Origin of the sequence: Paenibacillus xylanivorans, assembly GCF_001280595.1 — a bacterium.
Classification (GTDB): domain Bacteria; phylum Bacillota; class Bacilli; order Paenibacillales; family Paenibacillaceae; genus Paenibacillus; species Paenibacillus xylanivorans.
In genome coordinates, this window is the sequence record NZ_LITU01000029.1 from 14,284 (window position 1) to 28,905 (window position 14,622).

A 14,622-nucleotide genomic window follows, 5' to 3' on the forward strand; every position below is an offset into this window, starting at 1 on the left:
GTCATGACCATCGAAGCCAGCTTTCGCCGTGCCAATCACATATGCAATCGTTATATTACAAAAGTGGAGCAGACGGGGCTTTCCTTATCCATTTTGTATTGGGGATTCATGCCTGACCATTTCGATAATGCCTTCCACCGGCATTCCTTTTTCGAGGCCTGTTATGTGGTGGACGGTGAAGGAAGCTACATAGAACAAAACCAGCATTACGCTTTAACTAAAGGAACAGCTTTTCTATCTCTTCCAGGCACATGGCATCAAATCCGCAGCCAGACTGGGCTGACGCTCTGTTATGTTGCTTTTGAACTGGATGAAGCTCACACGGATGTTTATTATACCGAATCCTTCCGTCGTCTTGCCGAGCTTGGGCAAAGCGTAGCCAAGCAAGCGGACCTTACGCCGACTGGGCATTTATGGCAAGCGCTCATCGCTTCTTTCGACTTACCCGGGGCAACTCTTTCTCTTGCTGTAAAGCAAATTTCCGCTTCTCTTCTGTTATCGATAGCGGATTTGCACGTTCCTGCCAGAACAGATTCGGCCGATACAGGAGAGCAACCCATGGAACCAAATACGTTGTTCCGCCAGGCTAAACGGTATATTGATGATAATTTGATCAATGAGCTTACACTTATGACAGTGTCAAGGCATCTCCACATTTCGTCGCGCCATCTGACTCGGTTGTTTCAGGAAAATCTGGGGCAGTCCTTCGTCCACTACATTCAGGAACGACGTGTGCAGAATGCCGCTTGGCTCCTGTTAAATGAACAGACTCCAATCAAAGATATCGCCATCCAGTGCGGGTTCCAATCCGTGCATTATTTTACCCGAATCTTCACCCGCGAGCTTGGCGTTTCCCCGGCTAAATTCCGCCGCATTCAGTTTGCCGAAGGCCGTTCTGGCAAAATGCACTTTCCGCCCCAAATGTCCTGATTGTACAAAAACATAGCTTGATCGTTTAAAGACAGCACCTCCAACTCCCTATAGAATGATGACATAAATCGATAGAGAGTTGGAGGTATAAGCATGCCCCGAATAGCCCCCTTGCCCTTTAATACCGAGCCGGTCAATTACATCCGGCTTCAGCTCGATCAAGAGACAGAACCCGGGATCTGGAATGGGTATGAAGAATGGTTTAGTCATATTTGGTACGACTGTGCCCGGAGCGATTCGCTACCCTTTTATATTAATATGGACGGTACGCACGGCGCCGCATTCAGCGAATGTCTGGAAAGGCTCCGGTCGCGCTGTCACCGGGAGAACAGGGTTTTCATTGAAATAGATAGCGTTGATTATTTAAAACCTTCGGCAGATCTGCTGGAGCAGTTTCATCCTTATCTGACGGATAACCGCGCTTTTGGCGTTGTGGCCTCGGACGTCAGCGTTGAGGATTATTTTCGGCCACATGCACCGGAGGCATGGCTCAGTGATGTAGAACATCAACTGCAGCTTTATAATTCCGGTGAAAATGCAGAGACCCAGTCACCCAAGGCAGATCAGTTGGCCCCCATTGTTGTGACCTTTGGACCAGGCTCTGGGTTCCTTACTGCAGCATCAGGTCCGGCCGATATTTCACTTTTTTGTGACTTATCCAGAGAGGCTCAGCAGACCCTGCACCAGCAGGGGATGGGTTCCCTGGGTTTAGGTCCTTGCCGGGATACGGTCGAAACCTACAAACAGGCCTTGTTTCTGGAGTGGCCCGTCTGGGAGGAATATCGGAAACGCCGCTTGTACAATTTTGACTACTATGTGGATACGAACAACCAGGAACGGCCCGTTCTGGTCACCGTTCCCATGCTGCGCCGACTGTTGGCTTCAGTGGCCCAGCAGCCTTTTCGAGTAAAACCATTTTTTGCACCGGGAATTTGGGGTGGACAGTATTTGAAAGAGCTGTGCGGCCTGCCCCGGGAATGGAATAACTCCGCCTGGGGTTTTGAACCGATCGCACCGGAGAACACGCTTTTAATCGGCTATCGTGATTTTATTTTGGAACTTCCTTTTCCGCTGCTTCTGTCCGCTCATCCTGAGGCAATTATGGGGGAGCGCAATGTCCGGCTGTTCGGCGACTATTTTCCGATCCGGTTTGATTATCTCGATACGATAGACGGGGATCATCTGTCTTTGCAGGTCCACCCCCAGCAGGTTTACATCGAGCAGACCTTCAATGAAACGATGACGCAGCAGGAATCCTATTACATTATGGAGCAGAAGGAGGGCGCCAAACCTTTTGTGGGACTGGGCTTCACGGAGGGAACAACCGGGGAGGAGCTGCTTCAGGCGGTTGAATCCGCCCATTCCTCGGGAAAACCGCTAAAGGTCGAAGAATATGTGAACATCCTGGATGCGAATAAGGGCGACCTGTTCCTGATCCCGCCTGGCGCCGTACATTTTTCGGGCAAAAACAATCTGGTGCTGGAGATCTCTTCGACAACCTGGTGGTTTACCTTCAAAATTTACGACCATTTGCGGATAGACAGAGACGGTCGGCCGCGACCGATCAACAGCGATCATGCCAGGCCCAACATGAAGGAACAATTTGACACCCAATACGTTCAGGAACATTTGATAGCGATTCCAAGGGAGTGTCGGGTACAGGGAGCCAGCAGCGAAGAGTTGCTGGGTGAACGGGAGGATCTGCTTTTTCAGGTCAAAAGATTAAAGCTGGACGGAGAGTGGATTGACGATACGTTTGGAGAGTTTGTCATGTTCAACCTCGTAGAAGGCGACCGGGTGAGGCTCACTCCGCTTGATGATGAGGCAGCGGCCGTGGAATGGGGGTACGCAGAAGCGTATATCGTTCCCGCCTCCGTTGGAGGCTTCCGAATGGAGTCTTTGGGTGACCGATCGTGCACCCTGATCCGGGCACAGGTTTCGCCAGAGTGGAACATTCCTCTGCTTCCGCATCACTGGAAATCTGGTGAGCACTTATGAACCCTGACGTCACGATCGCCATTGATGCAGGCGGGACTTTTTTGAAGGGTGGCGTACTGAGTGACGGGGATCTTCTGCCTCAATTTTATGTCAAAAGGTCGTCGCGCTCCAATAGCAGTGCGTATGAAATTGCCGCCAATCTGGCCGATGTGATTCAGGAGCTTGCCGCCGGATACGTCGCCTACATGGAGCAGCTTAGTTCCGATAAAGAGACCCCGGTCGGATTTCCCAACTTTCATATCGGCTTTGCTTTCCCCGGGCCTTTTGAATACGAAACAGGCGTTTCCCGTATCCAGGGATTGAATAAATACGAGCAGCTCTATGAACGCAATTTAAAAACGCTGCTGCGGCGCAAATTAACGGCGCTTGCAGCGGAACACTCAGCCCCTACATGGATGACCCGGCTTGCCGCCGCAAATATTTGTTTTGGCAATGATGCTGCTATGTTCGCTCTAGGGGTCAGTCGGCTTTTTCCACAGGACAGGTTGCTCTGCCTTACACTGGGAACCGGCCTCGGCTCCGCCTTTGTTGAGAACGGGTCCGTGGTTAGCGGAAAATGGGGAGTTCCTGACTCAGGCATGTTGTATGCAGAGAAGTACAAGGGAGAAACCGTGGATGATCTGTTCGGAAGCCGAGGGATTTTGGCTTTGGCGGACAGCCATGATGCTCGAAAGGAGGGGGAGGATGTGTACCATCTGGCCATAGCGGCAAGACAGGGAGTTTCCTCCGCCAACCTTGTATGGCAGCTTTACGGCCAGCGGCTAGGGGAAATGCTGCGTCCGTATGTGGCAGAGTTTCGCCCCGCCCGTCTGATCCTGGGCGGACAAATTGCGGGCACCTATGATTTGTTTGGCGGGGCGCTTTCAGAAGCGCTCTTGCCCGAGGTGATTCTTCTGCATCATGAGAAGCAAATGCAGGAGCACGTGTTTCAAGGGATTTTCCAGCTCGTAAAAAATACCTATTCGACCAACAAAGGAGAAAATAAATATGACGCTCGAACAACAAATCAAGCAAGCCGCCATCCCGACGCTTGAACGAAAATGGAAAATATACGTCATTCACCATTCTCATACAGACCTTGGTTATACCGACAGGCAGGAAAAGATTGAACAATATCATGTCGACTTTATCCGTCAGGCGCTGCGTGTTGTTAATAATGCTCATAACGGCGTGAAGCCCGAGTGGAAAGGGTTCCGCTGGACCTGTGAGACCTTCTGGGCTGTGGAACAATTCCTGAAGCAGGCCGGGGACGAGGAAAAAGCTGCATTTGCCGATGCCGTGCGGCGCGGCGATATTGAGCTGTCCGGCACGTATCTGAATATGACTGAGCTGCCCGACCTACAGTTGCTGAACAAAATACACAGCAAAGCTCAGAAATATGCCGGATCTATTGGTCGCCCAATAGACAGTGCGATGACGGCGGATATCAATGGCTACAGCTGGGGATACGCCGACAGCCTGCTGGATAACGGAATCCGACATTTATTCAGCTGTATACATACCCATCACGGCATGTATGCGCTGGGCCGCAAACAGTCCCCTTTCTGGTGGGAGGCCCCAAGTGGAGAACGTCTGCTGGTCTGGAATGGAGACCACTACATGCTTGGCAACGAGCTTGGCTTCTGCCCTGGTGCGCTTGGCAAATACATGATTCGTGATGAATTCGGCCACAGACTTGTGGAACCAGCGAACATTCATGATCAAATCGCCAATATTCGCATCCACCGGTACTTGGCCCAACTTGAGGCGGAGCAGTATCCATATGATTTCGTGCCGATGATGCTGTCCGGATTGCCCACAGACAACGGATCGCCCAATAGCGCAATCATGGAATGGATCGATGCATGGAACCGTCAAAACGGCGAGGGAATTTCCGTGGAGATGAGTACGTTGAGCGCCTTTTTTGCCCGCTTGAAGGAGGAAGGGACGGATGGTCTGCCTGTGCATAAAGGGGATTGGCCAGACTGGTGGTCGGACGGTGTAAGCTCCACACCGATGCACACTCAGATTTACCGTGACGCACAGCGGACGCTTCGCAAGGTGGAAAAGCTCGACCCTGAACAGAAAAGTGTTAGTCTTCAGGAAATCGAGGCTGTAGAGCAGGCGCTTACTCTTTATGCCGAACACACTTGGGGGTATCACTCCTCTGTTTATGAACCGTGGCACAAAAATGTGCAGATGCTCGAGGTTCGCAAGACAGCTCACGCTGCAGAGGCAAGCAGACTTGCTTACCGCGCGCTAGATCAGGTGCTGCTTGCCGATAATGCCGCCACCTTGTACCCGGGGCGTCCTTATCGCTTCAAGGTAACGAATCTCTCGGAGCGGGAGGTAACCGAGTTGGTTCAGTTGAAGCTTGAAGGATGGGAACCGGATGAGCTATTGAACGGAGTAGAAGTAATCCGGGAGGACACGGGACAGGTGCTGATCCAGCAGTCAAGCCACCCACAGACGATTATTGCGGAGCTTAAGCTCCAAGGCATGGAGAGCTGCATACTGATCCTGCGCCCAATCCTTGCAGCTCAGAAGAGTCTTTCTTCCTTAACGTCAACCTCCAATTCGAAGCTGATCGGCGCTGACCAGGTGTACGATATGGAGGATATGTATCCCTTAACGACGGGCGGACAGCAAGCGCCGGTCTCCGTTTGCCAAACTGGGCTGGAGTCACCTTTTGTACGCTTGACTTGGTCGAAAGAGCGCGGCATCGTGTCGTGGATCGATAAGGAGACAGGACGCGAACTGCTGAAACCTGATGATCTGTATGGGGCGTTTACACCCATCTATGAGGTGACAAATCCAGCGAACCCTGCGGATGCTTCTCAGGTTTGGAGCGTCCGTTCAAAAATGGGACGCAACCGTAAAGGCCTGAACGTGGAGCGTTCGGTTGGTCAGCTCATCTCTGTGCGCGCGGTGGATAATGGACCGCTGTATGCTACCGTTGAGCTTGGTTATCAGCTCAAAGGCATCGCCTATTTTTCACTGCACTTGCGAATCTATACCCGTCAAAACCGAATGGATATTTCGGCGCGGTTTCATAAAGAGAGCGTTTGGAATCCGGAGAACGTTTATCTGGCCCTGCCGTTCACCCCGGGAGGCACTGGGCCGGTTACCCTGTTTGCCGACAAGCCAGGAGGCCTCGTTCGCCCCTGGAAGGATCAGATTCCGGGAACTTGCCTGGATTATTCCGCTGTACAGTCGGGCATTGCCTGGCAGGATAATGACCGTAGCCTGCTGCTTGCCGTCCCGGACACACCTCTCGTGCAATGGGGAACGCTGGATTACGGGACCAGAAAGGTCCACACCCAGCAAGCACCTGACGCTCAACCGGAAGCCTATGCCTGGCTGATGACGAATTATTGGGAAACGAATTTCAAAGCGACATTGGGCGGCTTCTATGAGTTTCAATATCATATTTCGGCTGGCGACAGACTTTCGGTTGAAGATATGGCCGCAGCCCTGCATGCGTTGAACGAGCCATTTGTGGTTACCCGGGTTAATGAAAAATAAACCGAGTGGAAAAAAGCCCTGACTCATTTAAGATCAGGGCAGGCAGTAGATAACACATGGCAGATATAACTTATAGCCGATAAAACAACAACCAGCAGGCTTCCACATGGAGGCTCGCTGGTTGTTGGCGTTTTTGCTTAATGATGTTGTTAAAGCTGAAATGTATTTAACCTACTCTTGAGCTACCTCTAGCTCAGTAATTTGCGCTTTGTATTGCTTCAGAAGGTCGGAAAGGGAAGTCTTGATTGCCGCTTCGTCCTTAGCTGTTACAGCATTATTCAAATTACTTTGTGCTAAGAAGAATGCACTGGCAGCTGTAGTACCGCTAAATTGAAGACTTTCAGCATTTGCTATAACCGCGCTTGGTGTTCCGGATGTGTTTTCGTCAAGTTCCACGGGGCTGATGGCTACTGCCTCTCCAGGTTTGGCGTTTTCCACTAAATTCTTCAGATCAGTACTACTTGTGGTGATAGAAAAAGACAGGGTGTTCTTGCTTTCGGAATGAGGTAATTGTTCGTCTTTTACGGCCTTTACTCCCTCAATTGAGGTAAGTTTGCCTCCCTCAATCTTCAAAGTCTGCATTTCTTTCATCTCATCTGGTTTGGCGTTCTCGGAAGTTCCCTTCCATTGGTCAGTGTCTATGTCAACAGCAACCAAACTGGCCAATCCAGCGGACACAGAAGTCTGTGAAAGAAGCTTATTATAATTGGCCAACGTTTTTTCCCATTCGCTTACGGTATCTGGTGCGTATTTTTTAGCTAGTTCCACTGGATTAGCCATTGTGAAGGCTGCAATGGAGAATTTCGCTTCTTTCAAGGTGGCTGTTCCGTTTGTGACAGCATTGGCGTTAGCGTCGCTGTCGGCATTCGCGACAATCGGTGCAGAGATCGCAGTGAGCAGCAGGGCGGACAGGGCAACATTTCTGAATTTGAAACTGTAGTTCATTTCGTAACACTCCTTGTGGTTTGGTTTGTCTTACAGTTATCAATTTACCGAAGGAGTGTGGCACAATATTGGTGTAATTGTGGAAAAACAATGGCAAAGCTCTTTCCTTCCCTATACCTTTGGTATACTCACTATAGAGAAAAGTACTGGAGGTCCGTTCATGAATAACGATTACCTCATCGCAGTTGTAGACGATGACGAGAATATACGCACACTGATTCAAGCTTATTTGCACAAAGAGAACTATCGGACGATAGGCCTCGCAAATGCCGAGGATGCCTGGTCCTTACATAGAATAAGTCCGCCGAGCATGTGGGTGATGGACATTATGCTTCCTGGAATGGATGGTTATGAATTATGCAAACGCATCCGTAATGAAGGAGAGGTTCCGATTATTATGATTTCGGCAAAGGATAACGAGGTGGACAAGATCCTTGGCCTTGAGCTGGGCAGTGATGATTATCTGGTGAAACCTTTCAGCCCCCGTGAACTGGTAGCCCGTATTAAGCGGCAGCTGGAACGCTGGATTAGGATTACCGGTGCGGGAGAAAAAGCGGTTGTGAGCGACGTTGCGACGCCACGAATTGATGCCGGAGAGCTTCAATTAATGTTGGAAGAGAGGCGGGCCATATGGCGCGGGGAAGAAGTGGACCTGACCAGTAAAGAGTTCACCATGCTCAAGGTACTGGCTGAACATCCGAATCGTGCGTTTACCAGGGACGAGCTGCTCAGCTTTGTCTGGGGGGAAGATTATTTTGGCAGTGACCGTGCCGTAGATCATTTAATTAAGCGGATTCGCAAAAAGATTGAGGAACTTCCCATCGAGTCCGTGTGGGGACACGGGTATCGTATGCGAACAGATCGGAGTGAAGCTTAATATGAAACTCGTTCATCAAATTAACCTTGCGTTCGGCTTGTCGCTAGTTCTGATCCTCTCCGTCACGGCCGTTCTACTCCATTATGTGCTGTTGGATCATTTCATTGGGACAGAGAAAAATGATCTCAAGACGTTAAGTGCCGCGATGTCTGCTTCTATAACTGAAGCGGGTGATTTTGCAATGAGTCCGGTTCTTTCCGTTGGAGCTGTAACTCTGCCTAATTCGAATATTACAGGTATGCAGTCCGTCCAATTGGTAACAGGGGAGGTTGCGAGTGCTCCCACAACACTCATTCCTGCCGATGTTGAAGCTTTTGTCACCGATTTTAACGGCAATGTGCTGTCAGGTACTACTTTGTCTGTGAGTGGAATAACCGGAAAGGTGAGTAGAGATACATTGACTGAAGCAGTTCCTGTCAACTTGCAGCAGTATACAGCGGTCACTTCCTCCAGCATCAAGGACCTGTGGACGGGAACGGACGGGCGTTATGTCATGGATGTCAGTCCCATCCCTCAAGGAACCCTGACCCTGTTGACTCCCATGAGCAAGATCAAAGCGATTGAACAGGCACTTCTGGGTCGGCTCATCCTGGTAATCGTTATCGTTGGAGCGATTATGTTCCTGCTGAGTCTATTTATTACGAAAAGGCTGATTCAGCCATTGATGAATCTGAAGCAGGAGCTAAAGAAGGTCAAAGAACGTCATTTCACGGATGTGCAGCTGGTCAGGGCTGGCGGTGAGATTGGAGCTGTGGCACAGACGGTATATGAGATGGCTGGAGAACTGAACAGATTCAATGAGGTTCAGAAGCAGTTTTTCCAGAATGCATCTCATGAGCTGAAGACCCCTCTAATGTCCATTGCAGGCTATGCGGAGGGTATTCGAGATGGGGTTTTTGAAGGTGAGAACGTCCGTAAAGGGCTGGACGTAATTCTGGGGGAGAGCGGCAGATTAGGGAAGATTGTCACCGAAATGACGCTGCTCGCGAAGCTGGATAGTGAAGAGGATATCTTCAAACCTTCCAAGGTCAGTCTGAATGGATTGTTGACGGAAACGTACGAACGTGTCAATCCGCTGCTTGTTAAGAAAGGACTTACACTCCAGATTGTCTGCCCGGAGAATCAAGAGTTACTCATCATGGCTGACCAGGATAAACTGCTGCAGGCATTGCTTAACGTCGTGACGAACGCGGCAAGATACGCCAAAAAAGAAATTCATATCACGGCAAGCTTGGAAAAGGGAAAGATCGCACTGTCCGTTTTGGATGACGGCCCCGGCTTTCCACAGGAGCTACTGCCCACCTTATTCCACCGTTTTGTCAAAGGAAAAGACGGTGAGTCCGGACTGGGACTGGCGATTGCCCGGGCTATTGTGGAACGCTGTGGCGGGCTGATTCAGGCCGCCAACCGTAAGGAGGGAGGAGCTGTAATCTCGTTCGGCTTTCCTGCTGCTCAACGTGTCTAAAAGAAAAGGGCGGCAATAAGTCCTTCTAGTTGCTCTCTCTGTATACAGGGAGAGCTTTTTTGAGTTTTGGGTACGGATATGATGGGATGCTGTAGATTTCACCACATGCACGCTTTGAATTCACTATGGTAGCAGCGATTCCTTATTCATTGTCGCGTTCTTACGGAAATCAAGCGGGGCTTGATTATAGAATTTTTTGAACTGATGGTAGAAGTGGCTGACGTTCTCAAATCCCGCTTCCAGTGCAATTTCAAGCACCCGTAACTCAGTTGTAAGCAGCAAGTTCTTGGCTACGTTCAACCGAAGCTGATTAATATACTCTGTTGGTGTCTGATTCAGATATTGACGGAAGGCGCGGTTCACATGACCGACGCTTCGACCTGACAATTCATAGAGGGCATGAAGACCACAATTCATGTTCTCTTTCAGCTGCATTTTGGAGATCGCATGCTCTAACCACAGGGGGAGGACGGGTTCTTCCATCGTTTCCAATGCAAAAAAATGCTGCGTCAAGATTTGAATAATCAGGCCTTTTGCATATACGCGAGCTTTTTTCTTATCAACGGTGGAGAGCATCATAATCCGTTCAAAGCTTCGAATCATCTCTGTCATTTCTAACTGAGATAGCATGGCGATCTGAGGAAAGGGTGCCTGCAATAGTCCTTGTGCATACTTCTGTTCATTCAAGTAAGCAAAAGCTTCTTCTATTACTGCGGATCGACAAGGGCTATTCAAAAAACGGCAGTCCTGAGTGCCTTCCGGCTCATAGCGGTGAATATCGTGCGGTCGAATAAAGACAAGGCAACCCGGCCTCAAATGCTGAGTTGTTCCATTGACAATATGCTGGCACTGCCCTTCACTTAGAATGAAAAATTCGTAAAAGTCATGGGTGTGCTCGGGTGATACTTTCGATAAGGAATCGACCCAGAATGGATCCACGAGCAAGTCGGGATGGATGTGAGTTGACGCTGTGTATTTGATCATGGCTCGAACATCTCCTATTGTTGTTAATGTCAAAATAGCACACGAATTCCGTGAACACAACATAAGAAAGTATGGAGGCCTCTTGATAGAATGAAATAGATTACAAAGACATCAGGAGGTATCACAAATGTTGCTTATTGATCTAAATGGCAGGTGGCAAATGAAGAGAGTGGATCATGCTGAATGGCTTCCGGCGACGGTTCCCGGCTCGGTATTTCATGATTTGCTTCAAGCTGGGCAAATGGAGGACCCTTACTACCGCGAGCAAGAGCAGGCTGCACTTGAACTGTGCAATTATGATTATGAATACAAACACTCATTTGAAGTGAATGAATCCGATCTTAAACACGACCGGATCATCCTGTTATGTGAAGGGGTGGATACGCTTGGCGAATTAATTCTGAATGGAATGAATATCGCGAATGTAAACAATATGCATAGTACTTATGAAATCGATATTACTTCTGTTATCAAACAAGGTGAAAATACCATACACATTATTCTTCGTTCCCCTGTGGAGTATGTACTGCGTAAACAAGCCGAGCGCCCGTTGATTAACTGCAGTGATGCGGTGGAAGGGATCTCCCATTTACGCAAAGCACATTCCATGTTCGGTTGGGATTGGGGGCCACAATTACCTGATTTGGGGATCTGGCGGAATATTTCCATTCAAGGTTACGATCATGCCCGTTTGGATGATGTCTACATTACACAGATGCATAGCCAAGGCAGAGTGACTTTAGATGTTCGCGTAAGAACATCCGGTTGGGTCGAAGAAGAGCGGGAGATCATGGTCTCATTCGATACTCCTTCCGGGGAGACATTGAAGGGATACACGTCTGTCATGAACGATGGAGACCATCATATCTGGATCGAAGTGGAACATCCCGAGCTATGGTGGCCGAATGGTCTGGGCAAACAGCCATTGTATCATCTGAGCGTTACGCTTATGGAACAAGGTGTTGAACTGGATCGTGATGATAAGCGTATTGGACTGAGAACATTAACCGTCAAGCAAGAGAAGGATCAGTGGGGCGAGTCCTTCGAATTTGAAGTGAACGGTGTATCCTTTTTCTCGATGGGTGCGGATTATATTCCGGAAGATAACATCTTGCCGCGTTGCAATCCCGAGCGAACACAACGATTGATCAAGAGCTGTGCGGAGGCCCATTTCAATACGATTCGAGTCTGGGGTGGCGGGCATTATCCTGAGAATTATTTCTATGATTTATGCGATGAATACGGCTTGATTGTATGGCAGGACCTGATGTATGCCTGCGGTGTATATGAATTGACCGAGGAATTCAAGGAGTCGATTACAAAAGAGACCATCGACAACATGAAGCGCTTGCGCAACCATGCCTCGTTAGGAATCTGGTGTGGAAACAATGAGCAGGAGATGGCTTGGGTTGAATGGGACTGGGCAAAGAAGACATCCCTACAGTTACAAGCGGACTATATTAAGCAATACGAGGTTTTACTGCCGGCAATTGCGAAGGAATACGATCCGAACACGTTCTATTGGTTAGCTTCACCTTCATCTAAAGGCAGCTTTGACAATCCAAACGATGAAAATTACGGGGACATGCACTACTGGGATGTATGGCATGGCAAGAAACCTTTTACCGAATTTCGCACTTTGTACCCGCGTTACATGTCTGAATTCGGATTGCAATCCTTTCCTAATCACAAGACCATTGATACGTTTACGCTGCCGGAAGAACGCAATATCTTCTCACCGGTCATGGAATCTCATCAGAAGAATGGTACGGGAAATGAGAAAATTTTGTATTACATCGGGGAGACGTATCGTTTGCCGAAGGATTTCAATTCCCTGTTATACGCTTCGCAGCTCATTCAGGCTGAAGGAATCACATGTGGGGTAGAGCACTGGCGCAGACATCGTGGACGCTGTATGGGCGCATTGTACTGGCAATTGAATGATTGCTGGCCTGTTGCTTCCTGGTCCAGTATCGATTACTTTGGTCGCTGGAAAGCTATGCATTATGCAGCCAAACGCTTTTTCGCACCTATCCTTGTATCGGCTCGGGAAGATGGTCCGAAGGTAGAACTTCACGTATCAAATGAGAGTAGGAGTGATGCACAAGGAGAGCTGAAATGGAGGCTCATGGATTCGCGTTCCAATGAAATCGTAGCCTCTTCAAAGGCAATAGAGGTGTCAGCGTTATCAACAGCATTATTCGAAGAGCTTGATTTCACCGAGATGCTCAATACAACTACCAAGAAACGTGAGACGTATTTACAGTTTTCCTTTGTTGTGGATGGTGAAGTTGTAAGCGAAGGTACGGTGTTATTTGTGAAGCCAAAGCATTTTGATTTTGTTGATCCTGTAATTGAGACCACGATGAAGGAAGAAGAGGATCGTTTTGTTATTACGGTTGATTCAAAAGCCTTCGCGCGGTTTGTGGAGCTGGATTTCAGCGAATTAGACGGTATTTTCAGCAACAATTATTTTGATATATCAGCAGGGGATACAAAGACCATTTTTCTGAAGAAGAATGATGTCACCAGGTCGGCATCCCTTGAGGAATTGCAATCACAGCTAATCGTACGCAGCGTATTTGATTTGTAAGTTGTTTTATGTTACCGCTTTCAATTGGATCTCCATAATGATGGCAGAGGTGGTTAAATGATTGAACGACTGGCAAAATACCGTTGGCAGTATGTAATGATTCTACCTGGTGCGATCCTGCTGCTTCTCTTCAGCTACATTCCGATGGTGGGCATCCAGGTGGCATTCAAGGATTTTCACATCGGCAGCACCATGTGGAGTAGTGAATGGGTTGGTTTTGAAAACTTCTCATTCCTGCAAGATGAACAGTTCTGGATTGTGGTGAAGAATACGATTTACATCGCGATTCTCAAGTTTGTGTTCGGATTTCCAGCTCCTATTATTTTGGCTTTGCTTATCAATGAGGTGAAAAATAACAAATACAAGCGGTTCGTTCAATCCGTGAGTTATCTTCCGCATTTCTTCTCATGGATCGTGGTAGCTTATATCCTGCAATCCCTACTGACGTTGGACGGTGGATTGGTCAATCAGCTGATTGAGAAGCTGGGCGGAGATTCTGTCTTTTTCTTGGGATCCACGGAGTGGTTCCGGCCCATGATCGTAGTAAGCGGTTTATGGAAGGAGGTTGGCTGGAATACGATCTTGTATCTGGCAGCAATTACGACGATTGACCCGCAGCTCTATGAAGCCGCAAGGGTGGAAGGGGCAGGACGGCTCGCACAAATACGAAACATTACCCTGCCGGGTATAATGCCGACCATCTCCATCGTGTTGATTCTCAGTATGCCTGGACTGATTGCCGTAGGAATGGATCAAATCTATCCTCTGATGAATCCGGCCAATCAGCCAGTCGCAGATGTGCTCGACACTTACATTCTTCGCAATGGTTTACAGCAAGGTTATTTTGGAATGGCCACTGCGGTCGGTCTTCTTTCCTCGGTCATCAGCCTGATTTTGGTACTGTGCACCAATCAGATGGCGCGAAAGTTCAACGGAGAGGGGCTTTGGTAATATGAGATCTTCCATAAGGGAACGGGTGGGCCAGACAATCATTATATTTCTGTTGGCACTGCTCTGTATCTCGGTAATCTATCCCTTCATGTATATGCTCGCTGTCTCCTTAAACGTTGGCAGCGATGCGGCAAAGGGTGGTGTTTATCTGTGGCCGAGGGAGTTTACTTTGTACAATTATGAGGTTGTGCTTGGGAATTCCGTTATTCAACATGCCTACCTCATTACGATATCCCGTACGATCATAGGAACTTTTGTCGGTTTACTAATCACGCTTCTGGCGGCTTATGGCTTGTCCTATCGGAATCTTCCTTTCAGGAAATCCTTACTTGGGTACGTGCTGATTACGATGCTGTTTAGTGGCGGATTAATCCC

Annotated in this window: 10 protein-coding genes and 1 pseudogene; 9 read left to right on the forward strand and 2 right to left on the reverse strand. The window is 48.7% G+C overall.

What is annotated here, in order from left to right:
* The first annotated feature begins 3 nt into the window (after positions 1-3).
* The 4 genes from AMS66_RS02735 (at position 4) to AMS66_RS02750 (ending at position 6,432) form a co-directional block, all read left to right on the forward strand.
* On the forward strand, positions 4-930 hold the full coding sequence (locus AMS66_RS02735) for a helix-turn-helix transcriptional regulator (RefSeq protein ID WP_053779335.1): 927 nt from the start codon (positions 4-6) through the stop codon (positions 928-930).
* A 93-nt stretch (positions 931-1,023) separates the two neighbouring features.
* Positions 1,024-2,928, forward strand: a complete 1,905-nt coding sequence (locus tag AMS66_RS02740; protein ID WP_053779336.1) for a class I mannose-6-phosphate isomerase — start codon at positions 1,024-1,026, stop codon at positions 2,926-2,928.
* Positions 2,925-3,962 (forward strand): ROK family protein, encoded by a 1,038-nt coding sequence (locus AMS66_RS02745; protein ID WP_053779337.1) that lies wholly within the window; start codon positions 2,925-2,927, stop codon positions 3,960-3,962. The genes AMS66_RS02740 and AMS66_RS02745 overlap by 4 nt, the downstream gene beginning before the upstream one ends.
* A complete protein-coding gene (locus AMS66_RS02750; RefSeq protein WP_053779338.1) occupies positions 3,916-6,432 on the forward strand; it encodes a glycoside hydrolase family 38 N-terminal domain-containing protein in 2,517 nt (838 codons plus the stop codon). The genes AMS66_RS02745 and AMS66_RS02750 overlap by 47 nt, the downstream gene beginning before the upstream one ends.
* 171 nt (positions 6,433-6,603) lie before the next feature.
* Here the strand turns inward: AMS66_RS02750 and AMS66_RS02755 are convergent, their stop codons facing one another.
* The gene (locus AMS66_RS02755) at positions 6,604-7,377 is read right to left on the reverse strand and encodes a hypothetical protein (protein WP_053779339.1); all 774 of its coding nucleotides are present in this window, start codon (positions 7,375-7,377) and stop codon (positions 6,604-6,606) included.
* 160 nt (positions 7,378-7,537) lie between these two features.
* On the opposite strand from AMS66_RS02755, the gene AMS66_RS02760 reads away from it, so the two are divergent.
* Both AMS66_RS02760 and AMS66_RS02765 read left to right on the forward strand, forming a co-directional pair.
* Positions 7,538-8,254 carry a response regulator transcription factor gene (locus tag AMS66_RS02760; RefSeq protein ID WP_053779340.1) on the forward strand — a complete coding sequence of 239 codons (717 nt, stop codon included), beginning with the start codon at positions 7,538-7,540 and terminating at the stop codon, positions 8,252-8,254.
* Position 8,255: 1 nt separating this feature from the next.
* The gene (locus AMS66_RS02765; protein WP_053779341.1) at positions 8,256-9,719 is read left to right on the forward strand and encodes a sensor histidine kinase; all 1,464 of its coding nucleotides are present in this window, start codon (positions 8,256-8,258) and stop codon (positions 9,717-9,719) included.
* A 123-nt stretch (positions 9,720-9,842) separates the two neighbouring features.
* Here the strand turns inward: AMS66_RS02765 and AMS66_RS02770 are convergent, their stop codons facing one another.
* A complete protein-coding gene (locus AMS66_RS02770) occupies positions 9,843-10,703 on the reverse strand; it encodes a helix-turn-helix domain-containing protein (RefSeq protein WP_053779342.1) in 861 nt (286 codons plus the stop codon).
* Positions 10,704-10,830: 127 nt separating this feature from the next.
* Between AMS66_RS02770 and AMS66_RS02775 the strand changes: the two genes are divergently transcribed.
* The 3 genes and pseudogenes from AMS66_RS02775 to AMS66_RS33370 form a co-directional block, all read left to right on the forward strand.
* Positions 10,831-13,296, forward strand: a complete 2,466-nt coding sequence (locus AMS66_RS02775; RefSeq protein ID WP_053779343.1) for a beta-mannosidase — start codon at positions 10,831-10,833, stop codon at positions 13,294-13,296.
* A gap of 57 nt (positions 13,297-13,353) precedes the next feature.
* Positions 13,354-14,247, forward strand: coding sequence for an ABC transporter permease (locus AMS66_RS02780; protein ID WP_053779344.1), 894 nt, complete (start codon positions 13,354-13,356; stop codon positions 14,245-14,247).
* 1 nt (position 14,248) lies between these two features.
* Positions 14,249-14,622: pseudogene (locus AMS66_RS33370) on the forward strand (carbohydrate ABC transporter permease); the annotation flags it as partial.

Coding starts and splice junctions, on each gene's coding strand:
- AMS66_RS02775 (WP_053779343.1), top strand. CDS start 10,831: ATGTTGCTTATTGATCTAAATGGCAGGTGGCAAATGAAGAGAGTGGAT.
- AMS66_RS02780 (WP_053779344.1), top strand. CDS start 13,354: ATGATTGAACGACTGGCAAAATACCGTTGGCAGTATGTAATGATTCTA.
- AMS66_RS02760 (WP_053779340.1), top strand. CDS start 7,538: ATGAATAACGATTACCTCATCGCAGTTGTAGACGATGACGAGAATATA.
- AMS66_RS02770 (WP_053779342.1), bottom strand. CDS start 10,703: ATGATCAAATACACAGCGTCAACTCACATCCATCCCGACTTGCTCGTG.
- AMS66_RS02750 (WP_053779338.1), top strand. CDS start 3,916: ATGACGCTCGAACAACAAATCAAGCAAGCCGCCATCCCGACGCTTGAA.
- AMS66_RS02745 (WP_053779337.1), top strand. CDS start 2,925: ATGAACCCTGACGTCACGATCGCCATTGATGCAGGCGGGACTTTTTTG.
- AMS66_RS02740 (WP_053779336.1), top strand. CDS start 1,024: ATGCCCCGAATAGCCCCCTTGCCCTTTAATACCGAGCCGGTCAATTAC.
- AMS66_RS02765 (WP_053779341.1), top strand. CDS start 8,256: ATGAAACTCGTTCATCAAATTAACCTTGCGTTCGGCTTGTCGCTAGTT.
- AMS66_RS02735 (WP_053779335.1), top strand. CDS start 4: ATGACCATCGAAGCCAGCTTTCGCCGTGCCAATCACATATGCAATCGT.
- AMS66_RS02755 (WP_053779339.1), bottom strand. CDS start 7,377: ATGAACTACAGTTTCAAATTCAGAAATGTTGCCCTGTCCGCCCTGCTG.